This window comes from Paraburkholderia sp. HD33-4 (assembly GCF_021390635.1).
Classification (GTDB): Bacteria; Pseudomonadota; Gammaproteobacteria; order Burkholderiales; family Burkholderiaceae; genus Paraburkholderia.
In genome coordinates, this window is sequence record NZ_JAJEJS010000003.1 from 1,486,196 (window position 1) to 1,507,848 (window position 21,653).

Sequence of the window (21,653 nt, forward strand, 5' to 3'; positions counted from 1 at the left end):
TGCCCTGCGTCGTTCAGGCGCCGCTCTGCGTGTTCAGGTGCGGGCTGCTTCGGCAGCGCCAGCCTTGGCCACTTTCGTGACGGGTCTCCTCTTCTTCGACTTCACACCGAACGTCTCCGTCAGGCGGTCCAGCACGATGGCCAGCAGCACGACGCCGAGACCACCCTCGAAGCCGATGCCGATGTCGAGACGCTGGATGCCGCTCAGCACATATTCACCGAGGCCGCCTGCGCCGATCATCGAGGCAATCACCACCATCGAAAGCGACATCATGATGGTCTGGTTCACGCCGGCCATGATCGACGGCAAAGCGTTGGGCAGCTGGATTTTCCACAGCAGTTGCATATCGGTGCTACCGAACGAGCGGCCCGCTTCGAGCAATTCCTCGCGAACCTGGCGGATACCCAGCGTCGTGAGTCGAACCACCGGCGGCATCGCGAAGACGACGGTTGCGATCACGGCCGGAACCCGTCCCAGCCCGAACAGGATCACAGCGGGAATCAGATAGACGAACGCCGGCATGGTCTGCATGAAATCGAGCAACGAGCGCAGGACCATTTCCACCCGCCTGTTGCGCGCGCCCCAGATGCCAAGCGGCACGCCGACGATCAGACTGAAACACGTCGCGGCGATCACGAGCGCGAGCGTGGCGACGGTTTGCGGCCACAATCCCATGTAGTGAATGAGCAGCAACGCAATGCCGACGAAAACCGAGAACGCGATGCCGCGGCGCCACAGCGCGAACGCCACGAGGATCACGAGCATCGCGACGAACGGAATCGCGGCCAACCCGGTTTCCAGCAGTTTGACGACCGCGCCCAGCGCCGCTGAAAACGCGTTGAAGCCGCCCTGAAAATGATTGAAAAGAAAATTGACGGCATTCTCTGCGAACTTGCCGATGACTGACGAATTCATGCTGACCTCCGCTCCATAACCTGCTTGAGTATCGTTCGGCACGACACGACGCCCGCGAGCTTGCCGGCCGCGTCCGTTACCGGCACGTCGTGCTGCTGGCTCAAAGCAATCGCGGAGAGCTCGTGCAGGTCCGTGTCCAGCGAGACAGTCTTCAAATCCTGCAGCAATGCTTCGCGCAGCGGATGGGAGCCCGCCTTGTGCAGCGACGCGGGTGTCACACATCCCTGGTACCGGCCGGATTGATCGCACACGTAGCCACATTCGGCACCGCTGTCGATCACTTGATCGAGGTAGCGCTGCGCGGGCGCGGCGACGTCGCCGGTAATCAGTCCGCGCTCGACCCGAGTCATCAGTCTTTCGGCCTTCAGGAAGCGCGAAACGTCGACGTGACGGAAAAAGTCCCGCACGTAGTCATCCGCCGGCGACTGGATGAGCTCGGCCGGCGTGCCGACCTGAATCAGGCAGCCATCCTTCATGATGCCGATACGGCCGCCGATCTTGATGGCCTCTTCGATATCGTGCGAAATGAACACGATAGTGCGCTGCTCTTCCTTCTGGAGCCGCAGCAGCTCGCTCTGCATTTCGAAGCGGATCAGCGGATCGAGGGCGGAGAAGGCTTCGTCCATCAGCAGCACGGCGGGATTGACCGCCAATGCGCGCGCCAGACCGACGCGTTGCTGCATGCCACCCGAAAGCTCCCCGGGCAGCAGCTTTTCGTACGAATCGAGACCAACGCGCTTCAGTGCAGCCCGGGCGATTTCATAACGCTCGGCCTTCTTCATGCCCGCGACCTCGAGGCCATACGAAATGTTGTCGAGCACCGTGCGGTTCGGCAGCAGCGCGAACGACTGGAACACCATCGCCATCTTCTTGCGGCGCACATCGCGCAATTCCGGCGTGGACATTGGCGCAATGTCGCGGCCTTCGAGAACGACTTGTCCGGAGGTCGGTTCGATCAGGCGGTTGAGCAGCCGAACGAGCGTCGACTTGCCGGAACCTGACAGGCCCATGATGACGAAAATCTCGCCTGCCTTGACGTTGAGGCTGACGTCGTTGACCGCCACCATGTTGCCCGTACGCTTGAATACTTCATCGCGTCCGAGACCCTGCTGGACCAATTGCGCGGCAATCTCGGGCTTGGGCCCGAAGATCTTCGACAGGTTCCTGACCGTCAGTATGTCCGTTCCGGACATGGCGATGGGCTGTGCCACGGAAGGCGTGGCTGCCGCATTGATTGCACCCGGAGGTATCACGTCTTCCGGCGCGAACGTCAGATTTGGGCTCATTCGATCTTCCCAACTGGCTGGTTCAAAAATTGACGCTGGTGAACTCCGACCTAACGAGGAGTTCTCGCATGGCGTTCAGCTAGCATCAGCGGATACCGACATCGAATCCAACACCGCGGTAAATCTGGTTCCGATGCGGTAGTGATGCAGTGATTGCAGCGTAGCAATCCAAATTGAGCCCTCCAGCTACATTTTCTGGGCTCTTTTCGATACCTTTGGTAATGCGTCGAAGACGCTTTACGGGGCGTGCAACGCAAGGCAATACGGCAAAAGATGCGCGGCCCCCCTACGGACGTGGCTCCGCGGGCAATCGGGAAGCTGGGACTGCGGGGTTGGGCCGCTGCTCGCGGAGCGGGGAAAGCCGCGTGGGCCAAGGGAAAGTCCTGGGAAGATTTAGCCAGGGTAACTACTAGAAAAGCAGCCAAAAGCGAGTCAACGCGAACGTATCCACGCGACGATCCAGGTGCAAATTGAGCGTTTCGCTAAAACGAGCGGCTCGATCGTGCGCCGACCGCGGCGAGCGGGTGAGTAAAGATCGAGCCGTAAACGTGCAGTAGCCCCATCGCCTCACGCAACGCGCGTGAGCCGATGGGGCAAAAATCTCGGTTCAAGTTGAGCTGGAGAGTCAAACCGGACACGGAATGACTGACGGCTGGTCGTTCTACAGATCGAGAACCAGGTTTGAAGTCGGGCGACTGCAGCACATCAAGCGCATGCCCTTGTCTATTTCGCGCGGACGGATGCCGCCGTTGTGCTTCATGTCCACGGTGCCTTCGAGCACCTTCGTCTTACAGGTCCCGCACATGCCCTGGCTACACGACGACGGCATGGGCACACCGGCCTTTCGCGCAGCGACCAGCACCGTTTGCGAGCCGTCCATCGAGAAGCTGCGACCGGAGCGCGCCAACTGCACCGTATAGCCCGCCTGGCCGGCCGGCTCGGCGCCAGGGTAAGCGACCGGCTCCTCGGTGCACTCCACAGTCTGCGCGAAGTTGAAGCTCTCCTGATGATATCGGGCAGGGTCGTGCCCGCCTTCCACAAGCATCTTTCTGGAAGCGTCCATATAGCCTCCCGGACCGCAGATGAACACCTCGCGATCGCGGTAGTCCGGCACATGCTCCATCAACAGGTCCATGCCGAGACGCCCCACGGGACCCGACCAACCCGGCTCGCTCCCGGGTGCCTCACAGACGTACACGACCCGCAGCTTGTCCGAAAGCGCGCACATGCTCGCAAGCTCGTTGCGAAAGATGATGTCTACCGGCGTTCGTGCGCTGTGGATGAACACGATGTCGCGGTTCAGACCGAGGTCGAGCGCCGCCCTCGTCATCGACATCAAAGGCGTCACTCCCGATCCGGCCGAAAGATACAGACTCTTTGCAGCGGGGCCCGAAGACGGCGTGAATACACCCGACGGCCCGAAGGCCTTCAGCTCGACGCCTGCTCTCATGTTCTCGTGCAGCCAGTTCGACATGACGCCGCCCGGCGTGCGCTTGACCGTAATCGAAAGCGTATAGGGACGCGTCGGCGGGGAAGAGATCGTGTAGCAACGGCTGACCTCTTTGCCATCGATTTCGACCGATACGGTGATGAACTGCCCGGGTTCGAAGCTTAAGAGCTGGCCGTCCCGGATGCTAAACACGAAGGTCCGGACGTCGTGCGTTTCCGCACGCACACACGTGCACGTGAGCGTGCGCTGCTCGTGACTCGGCCACTGCGCGTCCATGCGTTCCCACGTGCTCGCACTGCAAAAGGGATCAGGCATTCCGTGGCCCTGACCAATGAAACATGAATCCGCGGCTGCGTTCATAGCGACCTCAAACTCCGTGCGCCTTCAGCTTCGCGTCGTACCAGCGCGAAAACTGGTCCAACGCTGCCTCTGTATAGTTCGAGAATGGCCCGGGAATATAGGCGGGATCCTGCGCTCCCGCGTGCGCGTTCGCGACGAGTTCCGCGTCCTGATTCGTGGTGGCGACCCAGACTTCGGTGAGCCGTTTCAGGTCATAGTCCACGCCTTCAACCGAGTCCGCGTGCACCAGCCAGACCGTGCGCACCAGCGTCTTGTCCGGCGCGATGGGCAAGCAATATGCGACCACTGCGTGGTCGCTCATGACATGAGTCCACGAATGATGGCCCCACATGTGGACGTCACCAAGATCGCGCCGATCGATGTCGCCCAGCAGCTTCGTGCACGCCACTTTCGTGTCGAGAGTCTGCGATTCGTTTGCCCCCGCGATGACGAGGCGCTGAGTTCGAAAATTGGTGTCCACGCTTTCGTCGACCGCTTCGACCGTACCGCAGACATAACCGTCCTGTTCCCAGTTTTGCTGGCATGCTGTGTTGCGCTTCAGGTAAGCGTCATAGGTCTGCAGCGATTCTTCGCTCTGGCCGTCCGGACAAAAGCCGAAGTCTTCCGCGAGAAACGAGTTCGTCAACTCCGGATGGGTTCCCGCGCAGTGGTAGCACTCGCGGTTGTTTTCCATCACGAGCTTCCAGTTGCCGTTTTCGACGATCTCCATCTCATAGGCGATCTTCGTTCGCGTCAGATCGTAAGGTGCAAAACGCGGCGTCATCACCGTCTCGAGCCTCGCGAAGTCAGCGGGCGGTTCGTCGGCGAGGCAAACGAAAATATGCGGGCCCACCGTCTTGACATGCACGGCAATCAGGCTGTGGCAGCCTGCATCGAAGTCCTTGCCCATGTGCGTCGAATGCTTGAGACTACCGTCCAGATCGTACGTCCATTGATGGTACGGACACACGAGCATCCCAACGCTGGCCTTGCCCGCCGTCTTCATGATGCGCGAGCCGCGATGACGACAAACGTTGCGATAGGCGCGCACGGTTTCGTCGTCGTCGCGCACAATGATGATCGATGCCTTTCCGATATCCACCGTGTGAACATCGCCCGGTTCCGGCACGTCGGCCGTTACGCCAACGAGAATCCACAGCTTGTGAAAAAAGACCTCGACGTCCGTCTCGAAGACATCCTGTCGGCCGAACAACTCGCCGGGCATTCCGTGTCCCTTCTTGCGGCTATCGATTAGTTCGCGGTGCGTTTGAATCTGAACGGCAGACATTTGCGGCCCCCAAAATGAGAACGTTCCATAGCGATTGCGGCACTGATATGGCGTGAGTATTGGACCGTGAAAATGCTCCGTCAACGCGCTTTATAAGCCGCGTCACATTCATTTAAGTCATGCGAAAATGCCCGCGAAACATGGCTTTCGGGCTGGGTCTCGCTGGCCAGTTGTTGGCCCAGGGTTTCCCTTGAAGACACTGATCGCCGTGGGCCCAACCCACTTGTTTTATCGTCGACATAGGTGAGCGCGGATGAAGACCACCAAAGCGCCGAAGGGCTATCGCCGGATCGTTCCGTCGCTCACCGCCCTTGTCCAGTTCGAAGCCGTGGCACGCCTTGCGAGTTTCACTCACGCTGCGAGCGAACTGGGCGTCACCCAGTCCGCGGTGAGCAGACAGATCAAGCTGCTCGAAGAGACGCTCGGCGTTCATCTCTTTCACCGTCTGCACCGTTCGATCGATCTGACGAGTGAAGGCGATGCGCTGTACACCGTCGTCGCCGAGTCGATGCAGAAAATCGCGGGCGCGTTCGATCGGTTCTCGCACCACACCAAAATGTGCCGAGCCCTGGCAAGGTCCACGGTCTGCAGGCGTTGACGGTGATAATCTGGACGCCACCTCGGAATTACCGGAGCATCCATGTATCAGCGACATAAGGACCTCGAAACTTTCATCCGCATTGCTCGAGTTCTGTTTCAGGGGCAAGCATTGCCGGATGCAGGCCGCCAGTTGGCTGTGAAAGTGTTCGAGCGTCTCGACCAGCCTTCCGACGACGGACGGCGCAACAGCGTGCGCTATCCCGCCTGTGACCTCCTCGCTTCGGCCCTTTCACCGCTGCTCGATGACCCCTCTGCTGTCGGCGACGCTGCACGCGCGATCAAGGTGCTCGAACCCGCTATCGGATGGCAACGACGAACTTCCGGGCTCGATGGAAGCGAAGACTATGTCGAGAAGCACGTCAACGGCATGGTTTGCGGCCCTGGCGGCATGGAAAGCCGCTATGACGTGCAGCTTGGCTTCTCGTTACTCGCGCCTCGTACGCGATACCCCGATCATCGACATCCGCCGGAAGAGGCGTATGTGCTGCTCAGCGCAGGGGAATTCCGCCAGCGCGACGGAGACTGGTTCGATCCCGGCATAGGCGGTGGCCTGCACAACCCACCCGGTTCCCAGCATGCAATGCGCTCGGGAACGAGCCCACTCATTGCGCTGTGGTGTCTGCTGGTGTAGAAGCGTCGCACTTGTCACCGCTTCCCGAGCCGCAGGACCATTCAAGCATTTGTGGTGTTTCCCCGCGCTCATAAGCCGATGTGCAACCGCACTTGCTGTGTCGCTCCGTCGCGCTTCGCGCCTGGGCGGAGCCGCGCCGCATGCGCCGAGCCACGCGGCGAGCAACGCAACGAAGATGAATACCGTGGCCAGATCGACGAACAGCGTCGACACCGGTAGCCTACGCGAGAACGCCCCACACGATGTGCGCGCGCACATCGTCGAGCGGAGTCGAGGGGCTCGCGTCGTCCCCGTCCACTGTCTTACCGACCCACAGCGCGCGACCTGCGACCGTTTGATCCGACCACAGTCGGCAGTGAAAGAAAGCCTGCGCATTCTTCACGTAGCCGTCCTCGTCCAGATACATGACGTCCGAGCCCGCGTTATGCAATCGCACAGCCTGGATGTAGTCGCAGTGCATCAGCGAATGGATTTCCCGCAGGACACCGGAGGCATCGACAGCGGTGCGCTCTACCGCTTGCACGGTGCGCGTCCACGGATCGATGAGGTAGGCGGTCCTGGTCATGGCCGGATGCGCTCCCTCGCTGCGTCGCCATCGGACCGACGCCGAACGTATCGTGGATCGCGCGGCCAGCCCTGCGGCTCGGCCATCCGGTCCCGCGCATCGTCACGCGTGCGCATGTCAACTGCCAGAAATTGCACGAGAAACACGATTTCCTCTATAAACAAACGCTTGTGCGCGAAGCGACGTGACGTCGGGCATCACGCGAGTCGGCGCTTCCGGCTCGGCTTCCGGCTCGCGGCGTCGCCTGAGAATGCGGCATGCTTTCTTCGTCCACGGAGACCGACCTCTTGTACCGCTTAATACGCTCAACCCGTCCGCCGTTCTGCCTGTGAAGCCGGGCAAACTCTAAATGCGAAATCTGAACGTTTGCTGAACGAGTCGTGACCGATATGCGGCCGCGCACACATACGTCTACCGGAGGCTCGAGGATAGACAGCGCCTCGATCCATGTGGTCACGACAGAGATCCCGGCGCCGCTGCCCCGGCACACGAAAGAGACCCTTCAAACTCTCGATGCGAGCCACGAACGCCGCGAATGGCGACGGGAAATGGTTCTCTCGATCCTTCTCAGCGGCCTCGTGGCGCTCTTCGTTGGAAGAGCTCGCGCGCGCCGCGCTGGAAGTCGTGATTGCCGTCGAATTGACGTGAGACGCGAGATGCGTGCGCTACGCAATGAGTTTCTATCGAGCGTTGCACTTCGGCTCCGCGTCATCACTTCAGGGCTACATTTAAACCGCAGGGAACAAAGTGTTCCCGCCATCCCCACATGTTTCCCGGACAACAGTACGAGGATGTGCGGCGGCTATGGCGGACGCTCAGGCAATGACTTGAGTCAGGCCGCTCCAGCCGCCCGTGAACTTCGGTACAGGAGCCTCAGAAGCTTCCCAGCAGGTTGCCGACATTGGGAACACCCAGCCCTGTCACGTCGTCGTATCCTGGCCCCGCGGAACACAGCGCACAAGGCTTTCCGCTAGTGTCGTTCGAGCCGACCGTCACGTTATAGAAGCCGCTGTTCGAAGCCTGGTTCAGTCTGGTCTGGTAGATCACGCCATTGAAACCGTTATTTGGCGTCAGCAACCCTGACACTGAAGAGCCTTTGCCATTCAGATACTGTCCGAGACGCGCCACGATCGCCGACCATTGAGGCGCACCCGCGCTCGTGCCGCCTATCGCATACCAGCCACCCTTGACATAGACTGCAACCGGGCTTGCTGACGGGTCTGCGTTATACGCGACGTCCGGAATGCCGCGTTTGCCTTTGTTCAGCCTCAGTGCCGGGCTATTGGTCGACTTCAGATAAGCGCTTTGATAGGCTGGCATCGTCTCATAGATGCTTGCGCCGCCCCCTCCCTGAGACCAGGCGACTTCGCTAGTGCTGGTTTGCGGCAACACGAGACTCGCGATCGTGGTACCGCCCACAGCCGTGACGTAGGGCGAAGCGGCAGGATAGATCTGATTGCTTCCGTCGTTCCCTGTATCGCCCGCGGCTGCGAAAAAAGCTACGCCGGGATGTTGCTTGAAAAAGCCGTCGTAATTCGACCTGGTCTCGGATGCATATTCTGGCGCGCCCCAACTCATGGACACCGCCGCGACGTTCGGCTGCGCCACCGAAGCTTGAAGTGCTTTGAACAGGTCGGCCACGTTTGCGCTAGCGGCTTCAATCAGGACGATTTTGGCCGCGGGAGCCATCGCATGCGCCCATTCCACATCGAGGCCGATCTCCATGTCCCAGTCATTGGAAGACGCTGCGGGCGCGCTACTCAGATTGATCTGCTGAAAGCAGGCATTCGTGGCATTGCACTGAGGTAGGCCGTAATAGGCGCTAAAGGCGTTCAGGTCACTGGCGACGTCGGCCGAACCAGCCGCGTCGACGATGACAATGGTCTGACCTGCGCCCGTGTATTGGGGAGGCATGTTGTAGTGGGTCATCAGGTCGTTGGGGCTCAACGTGCCGGCAATGCCGCTGCCTGTAACCATCTGCCCCGTCATCTGATCGATACGCTTCCAGTGAGAAACCGGGCTCGCGGGCGCGAAGTTTCCGCCATCGCCCGCGTCGCCACCACAACCTGACAAACTGGCGATCACACACAATGCGATTGTTGGATACGTTTTCATTTGCCGCTTCTCCTAATCCCAGTTCATAAATTGCTGCATGAAAAGCTCTCTTGAAACGGAGCGCAGCGTTTGTTTTCACCAGCTTTTCCTGGTCACCCAGGCATTCTGGAAAACGGGCTATTCAAGGGCATGCCGAGTGCGCACGACATCAGGCAATCCTCATCGACGCCGCATTCAATCGGCAATCGAAATGAAATAGTTCGCAGGCGTCGATCAACGGTTATCGACTTCTCTCTCATCCTCAAGAGCGAAGTTCGAGCACACCTCGTGAAAAGGTGTGCTGTCGACATTACGCCAGGCGAGTCCCCGATGAGAGTGAGGTGCGCCGCGCGCGGAGCAATCGTGGAGCGGTACGACGCAGCGATAACCTGTTATTCCCGGTCGCTATTGCCACACGATTCGTCGTATAGATATGACGTATTTCTGGAGTGCTCTTGCGGTAGTGGGCGGATCCGCCCACAGGTGACTTCGCGCAGACTTGATCGCTTGCGCCGGTGGTTTGCAGATGAGCTTGAAGTTGAACTCGGCGGCCGACCGCGATTTTCGCTCGGCTGGACGCACTGCTCGAATCTCGGGCGTCGTGCGAGACAGCGCTTCCTGACGACGAGGCATGCCTGTTTCGGGCACGACCTTAACCGACAGAAAATCGGGTTCAACCGGCTTTTTAAACTCTTGAAGAGCCTGTTTTGTCAGCGCAAACAGAGCGGCCAACCTGGCCTGTTGCGTCGCAATGAGTTGTACAGGTGTGAAAACGGTCATGCACGTTCTCCGTAAGTTCAACTCAGCTGGATAGGGACGCTAACCGGTACGTATAAAGGTCTTCTCCAGAAACCTTATGTTGAGCGCACCGAGCGATCGTTGTGCAACGCGTCATCGTGAATTCATTCTAACGCGCTCATCGCGTGGTGGGTAGATGCTCTGATTAGCAAATACCCGAGGGTGAAATTGAACAACAGCTTTACGAATTTGAACTCCCTACCGCACACGTTAGGTCTGCGAACAGGCCCTTAAATCAGGCAGTTTCTGCTGGGCCGAAAAAATTACGCGACCACGGGCGCGTCGTCGGTAAATTTCATCTCGCTATGTTGGGAACCTGGTGTGATCACGCTCGATCGTGAGGAATAAAAATGCATGAGACAAGCTCGCGATCTTCCTCCGTGATGCCGAGAAGAATATTGCTTTTTTAAAGGCAGTTTATGTTTCCCGGCGGCACGAACACGAAAATGCCATGCAGATGTGAAGCTAACAAAGATCCCACTAGCTCTGCACGTTGAGCGTCCGCGAGGTTATTGGCTAGTGCAGCCGATCATCACTCGACCGTCTTCGAACTTGGCGTCAAAAGCTACCGACGGCGCACTGCCACAACGGCGGTTCGCAAGCTCATCTATTGCCAATAGTCGGACGTAAGAAGACACGCAGGTATAAATATTGCGCATTGCGTCAACGCGGTTGTTCGTGTACAGGTTGACCTTCTTGTGGTCCGGCAAACCGCTCTGAGAGGCACTATGCACCGATTGCAAGAACTAGCCGATAGCACTAGCTGCTGCAATCGACGCGCAGTGATTGCGCTTTTTGCGGCAGTCTGCGTGTCCTGTGGCGGTGGCGGTGGAAGTAGTGGCGGCGCGAATGGGGGAACGGGCTCGGGCGGAACATCGGCGACCAGTTCCGGCGGAACCTCGGGGAGTGGTTCCGGCGCAACATCGGGAAGCGGTTCCGGCGCATCACCGGCGAGCGGTTCCAGCGCGACATCGGGGAGCGGTTCCGGCGCAACACCGGCGAGTGGTTCCGGCGCGACATCGGGAAGCGGTTCCGGCGCAACACCGGCGAGTGGTGCCAGCGCACCATCGGGAAGTAGTTCTGCAGGAGTGTCCCAGGGCACGGCAGCGCTCCCGTGGACCGGCACCTGGGCTGTTGCACCATGGGTCACTCAGAGTCCGGGCTTCAACAACCAGACCGTGCGCCAGATCGTGCATACCAGCATTGGCGGGTCTGCCGTGCGTGTGCATCTGTCGAACCTCTACGGGAGCGGGTCCGTCGTGATCGGCAACGTTTATGTTGCCCTGCGCGACAGCGGTCCCAGTACGGTCGCCAGCAGCACCAGAACCGTGACGTTCGGAGGCCAGCAAAGTGTGACGCTGCCCGCAGGCGCGTCGATCGCAAGCGACCCTGTTCCCTTCGACGTGCCGCCACTCGCGGATCTTGCGGTCAGCGTGTATCTGCCCGGCGCAACCTCACCGCAGCCGACGGGCCACGACGGCTCGCTACAGGACGTCTATGTCGCGTCGGGTAACCTCGGTGCGGATCCGAGCTTCACCGGCTTCACCACTAACCCTGCCGGTCAGGCCTATTACTTTTTGACGAACGTGGATGTTCAAAACCCGCAGGCAACGGGCACGGTGGTGGCATTCGGCGCGTCGATCACCGACGGGAGCGCATCAAGCAGCAACGCTAATCGCCGTTGGCCGAACGATCTTGCCGTTCGCCTTTCCGACGCCGGCATGGTGGTCGGTGTACTGAACGAGGGAATCAGTGGCAATAACTTTTTCACCGACGGCGCGGGCCAGGCGGGCCTGAATCGCTTCGATCGCGACGCGTTGGCCCAGCCCGGAGTGAAGTGGATCATCGTGTCCGACGATGCCGTCAACAACCTCAACACCGACACACCATCCAGCGCGCAGGATCTGATCGGCGCTTTTCAGCAGCTGATCGCCCGCGCACATGGGGTCAACGTCAAGGTTGTCTGCTCCACGCTGACACCGTTTCGCGGCACGCAATACTGGACGGCCGCGATCGAAACATCGCGCGAAGCGATCAACACGTTTGTGCTGAGCTCGTCGAGCGGCTGCGATGCCGTGCTGGACCAGGCTCGCGCCGTGAGCGATCCCGCTGACCCAGCCTCCTTCCTGCCGGCTTTTAACAGTGGCGACAACCTGCATCCGAACGATGCTGGCATGCAGGCGATCGCCAACGCATTGGACCTCAATAGCCTCAAGTGATGACGTCATCCATGTAACCCTCGTTGCAGTCAGCGGATAGCACGCGATGTCCGATGCGGACAGTTGCCTGACGGAATAGAGCATACCCATGAGTTCGCTCCGACACGCTGAGCCGTTCATCGCCTCGCCGGCGGCTTGCTCGTCCGAATTGCATTTGCCTGTTGCGCCGACCATACTCGTCACGTCGGACACCTTCCGGGCGACCTTCGATGAACGGTAACGAACCTCCTAGCGACGGGCAGCAGCATCCACATGCTGACGAACGCGATCACGATCACGCGGGCAGTGCTCTGCCGGAGATGGACTTGCGCGTTCGCGCACTGGAATCTCTGCTGGTCGAGAAGGGTTACGTCGATCCCAACGCGCTGGACGTACTGATCGAGACCTACGAGCACAAGGTCGGGCCGCGCAACGGTGCGCGCGTGATCGCGAAAGCGTGGGTCGATCCCGCGTACAGACGATGGTTGCTCGACGACGCGACAGCAGCGATCGCCTCGCTCGGATATCAAGGCAGACAGGGCGAGCACATGGTCGTATTGGAGAACACGCCCGCGATCCACAACATGGTGGTCTGCACATTGTGTTCATGCTATCCGTGGCCGGTACTCGGGCTTCCGCCAGTCTGGTACAAGTCGGCGCCCTACCGGTCACGTGCCGTGATCGATCCGCGGGGTGTATTGAAGGAATTCGGCTTTGAATTGGGCGCCGACGTCGAGTTTCGCGTGTGGGACTCCACCTCGGAGGTCCGCTATCTGGTGTTGCCTATGCAGCCCCCCGGCACTGCTGGTCTCTCCGAGGAAGCATTGGCCGCACTGGTGACTCGTGATTCGATGATCGGCGCAGGTCTGCCGAAAGGGCCGGAAGCCGCCCGGGAGTCGACATGAACGGTGCACAAGATCTGGGTGGTATGCAATCGTTCGGTCCGGTACGGCCGGAAGACGACGCGGTGATTTTTCACGCGGACTGGGAGCGTCGCGTGCTGGCGATTACGTTGGCGATGGGCGCGCTCGGTAAGTGGAACATCGACATGTCTCGTGCCGCGCGGGAGAGCTTGCCGCCTGCGCAATATCTCGCCAGCAGCTACTTCGAAATCTGGTTCGAAGGTCTGAAAACGCTGCTGCTGGAAACGGGCTTGGCGACGACCGAGGAAATCGCTAACGGCGTGTCGAGCCGTTCAGGAGCGCCGGTGCCTCGCGTATTGATGGCTAGCGCCGTGGCCGCGACGCTCCGCCGAGGCAGTCCCGTCGATCGTCCTGCGACCACCGAGGCGCGCTTCAAGATCGGCGACGCAGTCGTGACCCGTCAGTTCAATCCATCCACGCATACACGGTTGCCGCGCTATTGCCGAGGCAGGCGAGGTCGCGTCGTCGCGGTGCACGGTCCGCACGTTTTTCCCGACACCAACGCAATCGGGCTCGGTGAACAGCCCCAATGGCTGTATACGATTCGCTTCGATGGGTCGGAACTGTGGGGGAAGGATACGACCGCGGCATCCGTCTGTGTCGATTGCTGGGAATCCTATCTGGAGTATCCGGATGTCACGCCTGCCTGATATGACACGCACCCGGTCAATCCTGCCCGAATTGCACGCTGCATTGCCGGCATTGCCTTGTGACGATGGGGGGCCGGTTTTCCACGCACCATGGGAAGCCAGGGCGTTTGCAATGACGTTGAGTCTGCATCAGCGCGGCCTGTTCACGTGGGCCGAATGGGCGGAATGTCTGGGACAGACCATCCGCGATGCGCAGTCGGCCGGCGACCCGGACCACGGCGACACTTACTACGGCCACTGGTTGACGGCATTGGAACTCATCAGCGCCCGCAAGGGCTTGCTGAGCGCCGGTATTCTCGAGCAGCGCCGCAGCGAGTGGGAAATCGCGGCAAGACATACACCGCATGGGCAGCCGATCGAATTGAAGTGACAATGCGCGCGTTGTGCGTTCCAGCGCAGTGCCGCCTGCGCGCGCAGCAGTTGGGACGGACCCATCGTCGCGCACGCAGCTAGTTACCTTTAAGCGAGCCGAACACTTCCTGGTTCACCAGGCCTGTGCCACCACAGGCATACAGCTCGTAACCCAATAGCTCACCGGGATCCATGCGCGGCGCGCCCCTGGCAAGGCTATTCTCAAGCAACAACTCAAAATGCAGATGGGCGGGTTCCCCGAGCGCATTACCCGACACACCCGTTTTCCCGATCCGTTCAGCCTCTTTTACCGAGTCGCCTTTGCTAACTTCGACATGACTCAGGTGCGCGTAGAGCGCGTAGAGCTTTTCATAGTTTTCGATTCCAATGGAAGCGTTCAACCCGGGCTTGTACTTTGGATTTTTGAATTCAAGCAAGATGCAGCGGCCGAAGCCCGACACGTTTGTGTGAACCTGCACAACAGTTCCATCCGCTACGGCGAACACCGGAGAATTGGGTTCAGCGGAGAGATCCCAGCCTTTATGCCATGTCGTTCCATTATTCCGAACCTTGCCGAAGGAGTTGCCGAGAGCCTCATGCGGTCCGTCTGAGCGAATCGTGTTCACTACAAGAGGCAGAGTCATGTCGCTACTCCTTTGATGATGCCTGGCCAGGCTTTATCTCACCAAACGCGAAGGTCTTCGAACCTCCCCAGCCCATCGCCGCGCTGATGACGCTATCGTTCAGTTTGCACCGCCATCGCCAAAAAGCGCAAACGGCGCCCAGAAAAACGGATGCGCATACGACGCGATCATCTTGCCGTCTCTGAATCGTCCGGATTTGTCGATCATTGCATTCATTGTTTGCCTCAACGCTTCAGCGCGGCCCAGCGTCGGCTCCGAATGTTGAAGAGAAAACAGCTGGGTCGTCAGTTCCTGGGCCGACTCGGTTTCCACAGCCCAATGCGTTGCAAGCAGAGCGCGCGTGCCCGCGTAGAAAAAAGCCCGTCCCAGACCTGATATCGCCTCCGAACCAGCGCCATCGGCCGCAGCCGTGTTGCAGGCTGACAGCACTACCCAGTCGGCGTTCAGTTTGAGCGTTAGCACATCGCTCATCCTAAGCAGTCCGTCGCCCGTTCCACCCACCACCTTTGGATTCGACAAGGCCAGAGCAGGTTGCTGGAGTCCGTCGAGGTCCCCCGGCACGAGTCCGTGCGTGGCAAACATGACGACACGGCGATCGGCGAGCAGCCCGCTCTTCGCCGCCGATACGGTTGCCGCGGTGCCGAGTAAAACGTCCGAGCTTTCATCCGCACAGAGCGCACGCGCTACCTTGCGTACCTCGTCGGCCGTTTCGGGGAGCGGCATCAGATCGTCCAGATGCGCCGAGACGAGCGCCTGGCTATCCAAGGCGCCCCGACTAGTGATACGTGTATCGAGGACACGGATGGCATTCGCGCCTCGCTGGCTCATCTGAGGCGCCCCGGCGGCCGACTGGGCGGCGCTAAAGAGAGGGTCGCCGAAGCCGATGAATTTCTTGCGGGCAGCGCTCGCCGGCGATGCTTGCCGCAGACTGACGAACGCCGCGGCTGACGGCACGCTCGAAGTGGCGTGCGTGCGGGCCAGCCATGCTACCTGCCGGTAACCGTCGAACATCGCTTGAGCATCAGTCGTGTGCGAAGGCCGCTCAACGGGTAGCAAGCCGAACGGCACGAAGCCAAGTGCTTCGTCAGGGACAATGACGAGCGAATGCGCGCGATCCCATCCCGACCGTACAGGCATGAGACCCTGTTCATAGATGGCGTAGGCCGCGGCGACATCGAACGGCTTGATGCTTGCGAAGGTATCTCCGTGTATTTCGGTCGAGGCCCGCACCAACGCCACGAGGCGGCTAATCTGTTCACGCCCGCCGCTGGACGCGCGAAACAGAATCGAGCCGGACGGATCGATACTCCAGATAAAGATGCGATCGCTGCTGACGAAGGTCGCGACCAGCACCTCGTCCGGGTGCAGCGCCTTGGCGACAGCGCCGACCCCCACGCCGGGCGACTCCAGCGCGGCGCCGCGCTCGCCCAGATGCATGACGAGAAGCCGGTGAGCCGCGTCCTGCTCCTGCTGAGTCCGCTTCAGTTCGTCGACGAGTTCCGACGTGACCTGCTGTATCTGCGGGCTGGGCCGGGTGGCGGACAACCTGGCGAGATGAACGCGCAATGCACTCGCGCGCAAAGCAAGATCCTGTTCCTGACGAACGACGTCTGCTGTTTGCGACGACGTTGCTGCCGCTCGCATGGACGAAGCCTGAATCGCTCGTCGAACCTCAGCTTCGCGTGCCGAATCCGCCAGTACAAAGGCCTTCTCGGCCATCTGCCGGCTCACATTGGAGTCGCTCGCATGCTGCGAGGCTTCGAACATGACGCCAACGTAACATTCCGTCAGGAGGTGGTAACGCACATGGTCGAATACGTTGCTACCTCCGCCGGTCGTGGAGTATTGCGCAAATACCTCGAACTCGGCGATTGCGTCGGCGCTCTGCCCGGCATGGGCGAGCGTGAATGCATGAATCGCGCGTGCCTCGACCCATTCCCGACTGCCTTCCCCATATGTGCCGCGCCGCAGTTCCACCAGCGTGGTCGCGAGCGGGACCGCCCGCGCGGTCTGTCCATTTGCGGCCAAAGACAGAATTGCATCAGGTGACTGCTGAAAGAGGGATCTCGCAAAGAAGTCGTCGTCGGGGAGCCCCGCTTTTGCCTGCTCAAACGAGATCAGGCTCTTCGTCAGGTCGCCTTCCGCCAGATAAATGCGGCCCTTGAAGTGATCGATCAGGCGGCGTTCGCGTACATTCGGCGGCGCCTTCATCTCGTCAAGGATCGCGAGCGCTTCGTCGCACAGACGAAGCGCATCAGCGATGTGGTTTCGTGCATAAACCGCTTCGCCCAGCGCGAGGACCCCATCGACGGTATCGAGGTTGGTTCGCCCGACTCGACGAAGCAACGTGCGAATTACCTGGCGATCTATTGCTTCCGCCTCGTCATACCTACCCTGCTTCACCAGATTGGCGGACAGATGCAGTAGACGTTTCTCGACCCAGTTGGGCGTCCGATCTTTTCGAGCGCTGGCCTTGTAGGCGGCGATCGAGTCGCGTATATAGGGCTCGGCCTTTCGCCACTGGCCGTCCGACTCGAGGATCAGATATTCGACGGTCGGGGCACGCCACTCCTGCGGTGGATCGGACTGGCTGACGCGGCTCAATAGTTGCTGCGCCTGCTGGCCGGCACTGCGAGAGTCGCTCGTATCGCCCATCGAGGCATAGATGGCACTCAGCGTTTCATAGTTGCCGATTGACCTGGGTACCTCGCGTATGGCCTGTTGCATGAGTTCGATCGCCGTCTGGAAGTTGCCCGCCTCCAATTCCGCATTGGCGAGTTCCCGGACGACATCGCGTCTTGCTCCCGCGAAGCCGGCGTGCTCTGTTTGCTCATAAGCCGTGCGCAGATCGGTAAGTGCCTGTTCCGGGCGGCCGATCTGCGCGGCCGCATTCGCACGTTTCCAATAGAACGTCAACAGGCTCTGACCGTCCTGAGGAGATGTTGCATCGGCAATCTCCGTGAGACGCTGCAAGGTAGCCTCATTGCCCTTCTCGGTGCGGATTTCCACAAGAATGTCGTTCGTGTTTCGCGGCGGCTGCAGGATTGGTTGAACGGATGCCGAGAGCGGCAGGTTGCCCGCTTCATCATGTGTAGTCAGCGCGCCTGACGAGCAACCGGCAAGCAGCAATGTGAAAAAACACCACGCGAGGTGCATGTGCGTCGTTTTCACTTGCTCCTCCTCGCGTCATTGAGTCGTTCGGAATTGCATTGCACGGGCTGAGAGTGCGCGCCCGGACGGTGTGCCAACAGCAGCAACTGACATCATCCTCATCCGCCACGGCAGAGGGTCCTGCGTCTGGAGAATAGCCGCTGACATCGTGGATACATGCCGATACCTCGGCGATTTGCGCCTTGATATGGAATATGTCGTCGTCCCGGTCCGACTACTGATGTGCTTACCGGAATCCGTCGTCGTACTTTGCACTGACGCCGCATGAGTTTTGAGTGCGCTGAGACGGACTTCGCTTCAATCCCGTCCGTCACCTACGAGTGAAAACGCAGCCCAGAAAGCCGGATGGCCATACTTTTCTCCCGGCGTGCGCATGACCTCCAGCATTGCCTGCCGCAGGGCCTGCGCCCTCGACATTCCATGATCGGCTGCCTGGTTGCGGAACAAGGTAGTCGTCAGCAGCCGTGCCGATACCGTCTCGACTGCCCAGTTCGAAACCAGAATGCCACGCGCGCCAGCGTAGAAAAACGCCCGCTCCAGCCCGGAGGCGGATTCGCCGTTCTCATCGTCATGTCCTCCCGTATTGCAGGCGGACAGCACGACCCAATCCGCGTCGAGCGTCAGGCCGAGTATGTCGTCGATGCTCAGGAAGCCGGTGCTCCCGGGATCGTTTACCAGCGCTGGATTGGACATCGCGAGTGCGGGCTCGTCGAGGCCCGCCACCTCGCCGGGTGCGAGGCTATGAGTCGCAAAGGCGACCACACGATAGCGCGACAATTGCGCGGCCTTCACATTGCCGACGGTGGCCCGCGCGCCCAGAAAAAGATCGCGTTGAAGGTCCGCTCCCGTACTACGGGCAATGTCACGCAGTTCTTCCCCGGTATCGGGCAGCGGGGGCAAGTGAGAAAACGCCTCGACGAGCGGAACGCCCGATGGACGCGAAAGGTTTGACAGCGTCGGGGCCTGCTTTGCCGCCAGTGCCGGGGCCGGCGCTGTGTCGGTGTCGGCGGCAGCGGCAGCGGGCGCCACGACGAGATCGCGGATCGACAATCCACGCGTCGTGCGTTCTCCTGCCGGTGGCTGCGCGACGAAGACGGGGTCGCCAAAACCAAGGAACGGCCGCCGTTCGGCCGCTTTGGTCGACGCGGTCCTCAACGCGAGCAGCACGTTGGCGGATGAAAACTCGGAGATAGCCACACGCTTGATGAGCCACGGCCTGTTCGCGTCGATACCTTGCGAGCCATCCGTGACGTCGCCGTCGCGGCCCGTCAGGAGAAGTCCTAAAGGGATCTGGGCAAGCGGGCCGTCGGGTATCACGATGAGTGTGCGTGCTGTTTCCCAGAGCGCGGCGTCGGGCGCCAGCAAGGTCGAATAGAGTTCCTGAGCCGCAGCGACATCGAAGCGTTTGAGCGTGCCATCGGACAGATCGACGCTATGCCTGAGCGACTCGACTTGCTGAAGCAAGCGCTCGCGCGAGATCGGTACTGCTCTGAAGCGAGACGTGTCGCCTGCGAGCGTCCATAGATACGTTTGTCGAGCGCCGACAAAAAATGCCACCACCGCCTCGTCCGGGCGTAGCAATCGGCGAACGTCGCTGATCGCTGTTGCTCGTGGCGCGACCAGGTCAGCATAGGTCGGGAAGCGGGCGGTGATCTCTTTTGCCAGCGCTGCCTGTTGCTCCTGAGCGAGGCGTACCTTGCGCTCGAGCGCGTTGATCGTCGCGTCGTCGGTCTGTTTGTTCGGCATCAGGGACACGCGTTCCAGCAGACTGCCAAGCGACTGGGCACGATTGGCTGCATCCTGTTCGCGGCGGGCGAGCTCTGCAAGCTGTGAATTCGGCAGGCTGGTTCGCGCGGTGCTCGCCGTGATCGCGCGCTGAACAAGGCCATTGCGAACCGTGTCGGCCAACCCGAATGTCTCCGCGGCCACGTCGACACCGGCGGGTGTTTCACCGGACCGTGCCATTTTCGCGAGCAGCTCGAGGTAACCCTCGGTGATCACGCGAAGCTTGTATTGCTGCACATAGCCGATCGCGGCATCTTTCCCGTCGTCGCCTCCGCCATATCTCCACGGTTTGGCGAGCTCAGGCAGCGCCAGCCGGTACTGTACGAGAGCCGCTTCGTTCTTCCCCTGGGCGGACAGCGTGTTGCCCAGATAGCCGCGGAAGACGGCAATGTCGGTTGGATCTGGGCGGGGACGACGCTCAGCCCAGCTGATCTGGTGTCGAAGCATTCCCTCCGCTTGCGCTGACTTTCCAAGGTTCAGCAGCGCGAGAGCCCACTCTGAGTGTTTTGACCCGAACGTCGAGAACTGCTCTTCACTTTCTCGCATGGCGATGTCGCGCTGGCGGAAGATTTCGGCTGATTCTGCCCATCTTCCCTGCATGTTGAGTACCAGTCCTTTCCACCCGCGTAGACCAGCCAGTCCGAGTGAATATGGCACGATCTTCGCTGCATCCGCGGCCTGCAACGCTCGATCGAAAAGTTGTTCCGCCTGCTTGATATGTCCTTCCCGGAGCCGGATGATCGCCAGCAGCTTTAGCGCCGATGCTGTGCGGTTCGAACCGAACCCGGAGAGCGTCGAGACTTCCACGTACGATAGGCGCGCGAAGTGTCCCGCTTCTCCCAGCTTTCCGGTGCTTACGAGTGCATAAGCGAGTCGCGCTTCAGCGATTGCCACATATCTCCTAGCCTCGCGTGCCGCCTCACTGTCGGGCCCGTACAACTCGCTCTTTGCATGGAGGATCTCACGGCGTAAATCGACTTCTTGTCGGGCCAACTCTACGCCAGCACGGTAGTTCCCCTCATCCATCTGCAACCGCGCGTCTACCCCATGGATCACCGCAGACGCTTCCAACGTCACGATTTTGGAACTGTGTCGCAGCCGCAAGAACAGTCCTTTGGCCGACTCCAGGGACGCATTGGCTTCAGGCAGCCTTCCCAGATCGAGCTGCGCGTGAGCGAGATCGGTATCGATGAACAGGTGGCGAGTCAGGTCTGAGGCCGACAGCTTGTCCAGCGTCCGTTTCAGATATTCGATATTGGCCACCATGTCGCCCGATTCTTCGTACGCCGAGATTAGCGCGACACGAATGATGTCCCGGCTACAAGGTGCAGCGTCTTTTTGCCAGTAGCCGATCGATGCCTCCGCCTGTGTCAGATCGGCGATTGCGGCCGGATACCGGCCAAGGCGAAAGTTCGCGACTCCCCGGGATTGGTAAAAGGCACACTTTTCCTCGTTCGTCTGCGAGGCGAGCGGTATCTCGGAGACCTGTCTTTCGAGTTCGGCGACGAAGTGCGGGTCCGGTTGCACAGCCAGCTCGTCGTTCGTTTCATCGCTAGCGAAAGCCGATCCCTCGCCGCAAGAGGCGATCAGGAACAACATCGTGCAGAACCGGAGAACGAGAATGAGGCCGCGCGTGGCCGGGAAGATCCGCGGGCGTCTCGCTGCCATCGATGGAGTGATCACGAGCCACCTCCGAACTGGCGTTCTTCAACGACTTGCGAGCACGGAATACGCGATCTGCGTGCCTGTCAGGAATGTTAGACGATCGCCGTGGCAAGAGCCGACTCGTCTTCGATGCGACAAGCGCCACGCCTGCCTCCGCTGTCTCTTCTGGAGGGTTCAGTGAGCTGATCAAGCACACTCGCCGGTCGAGCTACGAGTCGCGATGGAATGGAGCTCGTCTTACAAATTTTCCGCGCCGTAAGCAACTTGTAGTCATATAGGACAAAAGTAATCTGCCCCGGT

15 protein-coding genes and 1 pseudogene are annotated in these 21,653 nt (G+C 60.3%); 6 read left to right on the forward strand and 10 right to left on the reverse strand.

Features of this window, described 5'->3' with window-relative positions; all coding sequences use genetic code 11:
- Positions 1-33 precede the first annotated feature (33 nt).
- The 4 genes from L0U84_RS41300 to L0U84_RS41315 form a co-directional block, all read right to left on the reverse strand.
- Positions 34-915, reverse strand: coding sequence for an ABC transporter permease (locus tag L0U84_RS41300; RefSeq protein WP_233859566.1), 882 nt, complete (start codon positions 913-915; stop codon positions 34-36).
- The gene (locus tag L0U84_RS41305; protein WP_233859567.1) at positions 912-2,201 is read right to left on the reverse strand and encodes a quaternary amine ABC transporter ATP-binding protein; all 1,290 of its coding nucleotides are present in this window, start codon (positions 2,199-2,201) and stop codon (positions 912-914) included. The genes L0U84_RS41300 and L0U84_RS41305 overlap by 4 nt, the downstream gene beginning before the upstream one ends.
- Before the next feature lie 661 nt (positions 2,202-2,862).
- Positions 2,863-3,966: a hybrid-cluster NAD(P)-dependent oxidoreductase gene (locus L0U84_RS41310; protein ID WP_233859568.1), complete on the reverse strand. Its 1,104-nt coding sequence runs from the start codon at positions 3,964-3,966 to the stop codon at positions 2,863-2,865.
- A 52-nt stretch (positions 3,967-4,018) separates the two neighbouring features.
- Entirely contained in the window at positions 4,019-5,278 is a 1,260-nt protein-coding gene (locus L0U84_RS41315) for an aromatic ring-hydroxylating oxygenase subunit alpha (RefSeq protein WP_233859569.1), read from the reverse strand.
- Positions 5,279-5,531: 253 nt separating this feature from the next.
- Between L0U84_RS41315 and L0U84_RS41320 the strand changes: the two are divergent.
- Together L0U84_RS41320 and L0U84_RS41325 are read left to right on the forward strand one after the other, a co-directional pair.
- Positions 5,532-5,822: pseudogene (locus L0U84_RS41320) on the forward strand (LysR family transcriptional regulator); the annotation flags it as partial.
- Between the two features lie 96 nt (positions 5,823-5,918).
- Positions 5,919-6,509, forward strand: coding sequence for a dimethylsulfonioproprionate lyase family protein (locus L0U84_RS41325; RefSeq protein ID WP_233859570.1), 591 nt, complete (start codon positions 5,919-5,921; stop codon positions 6,507-6,509).
- A gap of 220 nt (positions 6,510-6,729) precedes the next feature.
- On the opposite strand, the gene L0U84_RS41330 is transcribed toward L0U84_RS41325, so the two are convergent.
- The 3 genes from L0U84_RS41330 to L0U84_RS41340 all read right to left on the reverse strand — a co-directional run bounded on the left by L0U84_RS41330 (position 6,730) and on the right by L0U84_RS41340 (position 9,948).
- Positions 6,730-7,074: a hypothetical protein gene (locus L0U84_RS41330; protein ID WP_233859571.1), complete on the reverse strand. Its 345-nt coding sequence runs from the start codon at positions 7,072-7,074 to the stop codon at positions 6,730-6,732.
- A gap of 873 nt (positions 7,075-7,947) precedes the next feature.
- Positions 7,948-9,189: a S53 family peptidase gene (locus L0U84_RS41335; RefSeq protein ID WP_233859573.1), complete on the reverse strand. Its 1,242-nt coding sequence runs from the start codon at positions 9,187-9,189 to the stop codon at positions 7,948-7,950.
- 384 nt (positions 9,190-9,573) lie between these two features.
- On the reverse strand, positions 9,574-9,948 hold the full coding sequence (locus L0U84_RS41340) for a hypothetical protein (RefSeq protein ID WP_233859574.1): 375 nt from the start codon (positions 9,946-9,948) through the stop codon (positions 9,574-9,576).
- Between the two features lie 1,196 nt (positions 9,949-11,144).
- On the opposite strand from L0U84_RS41340, the gene L0U84_RS41345 reads away from it, so the two are divergent.
- From L0U84_RS41345 to L0U84_RS41360, 4 genes are all read left to right on the forward strand, one after another.
- Positions 11,145-12,185 carry a GDSL-type esterase/lipase family protein gene (locus L0U84_RS41345; RefSeq protein WP_233859576.1) on the forward strand — a complete coding sequence of 347 codons (1,041 nt, stop codon included), beginning with the start codon at positions 11,145-11,147 and terminating at the stop codon, positions 12,183-12,185.
- 209 nt (positions 12,186-12,394) lie between these two features.
- Positions 12,395-13,069: a nitrile hydratase subunit alpha gene (gene nthA, locus L0U84_RS41350; protein WP_233859578.1), complete on the forward strand. Its 675-nt coding sequence runs from the start codon at positions 12,395-12,397 to the stop codon at positions 13,067-13,069.
- A complete protein-coding gene (gene nthB / locus L0U84_RS41355; RefSeq protein ID WP_233859580.1) occupies positions 13,066-13,737 on the forward strand; it encodes a nitrile hydratase subunit beta in 672 nt (223 codons plus the stop codon). The genes nthA and nthB overlap by 4 nt, the downstream gene beginning before the upstream one ends.
- Before the next feature lies 1 nt (position 13,738).
- Positions 13,739-14,107 carry a nitrile hydratase accessory protein gene (locus L0U84_RS41360; protein WP_233859917.1) on the forward strand — a complete coding sequence of 123 codons (369 nt, stop codon included), beginning with the start codon at positions 13,739-13,741 and terminating at the stop codon, positions 14,105-14,107.
- A gap of 79 nt (positions 14,108-14,186) precedes the next feature.
- Here the strand turns inward: L0U84_RS41360 and L0U84_RS41365 are convergent, their stop codons facing one another.
- The 3 genes from L0U84_RS41365 to L0U84_RS44125 all read right to left on the reverse strand — a co-directional run bounded on the left by L0U84_RS41365 (position 14,187) and on the right by L0U84_RS44125 (position 21,371).
- On the reverse strand, positions 14,187-14,732 hold the full coding sequence (locus tag L0U84_RS41365; RefSeq protein ID WP_233859582.1) for a M23 family metallopeptidase: 546 nt from the start codon (positions 14,730-14,732) through the stop codon (positions 14,187-14,189).
- A gap of 99 nt (positions 14,733-14,831) precedes the next feature.
- Complete coding sequence (locus L0U84_RS44120) at positions 14,832-17,903, reverse strand: CHAT domain-containing protein (RefSeq protein WP_233859584.1); 3,072 nt, start codon at positions 17,901-17,903, stop codon at positions 14,832-14,834.
- A gap of 297 nt (positions 17,904-18,200) precedes the next feature.
- On the reverse strand, positions 18,201-21,371 hold the full coding sequence (locus L0U84_RS44125; protein WP_233859586.1) for a CHAT domain-containing protein: 3,171 nt from the start codon (positions 21,369-21,371) through the stop codon (positions 18,201-18,203).
- Between the last annotated feature and the right edge of the window lie 282 nt (positions 21,372-21,653).

Excerpts from the sequence above, each read along its gene's own strand:
- L0U84_RS41310 (WP_233859568.1), bottom strand. The coding sequence starts at position 3,966 with ATGCCTGATCCCTTTTGCAGTGCGAGCACGTGGGAACGCATGGACGCG.
- L0U84_RS41305 (WP_233859567.1), bottom strand. The coding sequence starts at position 2,201 with ATGAGCCCAAATCTGACGTTCGCGCCGGAAGACGTGATACCTCCGGGT.
- nthA (WP_233859578.1), top strand. The coding sequence starts at position 12,395 with ATGAACGGTAACGAACCTCCTAGCGACGGGCAGCAGCATCCACATGCT.
- L0U84_RS41360 (WP_233859917.1), top strand. The coding sequence starts at position 13,739 with ATGACACGCACCCGGTCAATCCTGCCCGAATTGCACGCTGCATTGCCG.
- L0U84_RS41335 (WP_233859573.1), bottom strand. The coding sequence starts at position 9,189 with ATGAAAACGTATCCAACAATCGCATTGTGTGTGATCGCCAGTTTGTCA.
- L0U84_RS41300 (WP_233859566.1), bottom strand. The coding sequence starts at position 915 with ATGAATTCGTCAGTCATCGGCAAGTTCGCAGAGAATGCCGTCAATTTT.
- L0U84_RS41330 (WP_233859571.1), bottom strand. The coding sequence starts at position 7,074 with ATGACCAGGACCGCCTACCTCATCGATCCGTGGACGCGCACCGTGCAA.
- nthB (WP_233859580.1), top strand. The coding sequence starts at position 13,066 with ATGAACGGTGCACAAGATCTGGGTGGTATGCAATCGTTCGGTCCGGTA.
- L0U84_RS41365 (WP_233859582.1), bottom strand. The coding sequence starts at position 14,732 with ATGACTCTGCCTCTTGTAGTGAACACGATTCGCTCAGACGGACCGCAT.
- L0U84_RS41315 (WP_233859569.1), bottom strand. The coding sequence starts at position 5,278 with ATGTCTGCCGTTCAGATTCAAACGCACCGCGAACTAATCGATAGCCGC.
- L0U84_RS41340 (WP_233859574.1), bottom strand. The coding sequence starts at position 9,948 with ATGACCGTTTTCACACCTGTACAACTCATTGCGACGCAACAGGCCAGG.
- L0U84_RS41325 (WP_233859570.1), top strand. The coding sequence starts at position 5,919 with ATGTATCAGCGACATAAGGACCTCGAAACTTTCATCCGCATTGCTCGA.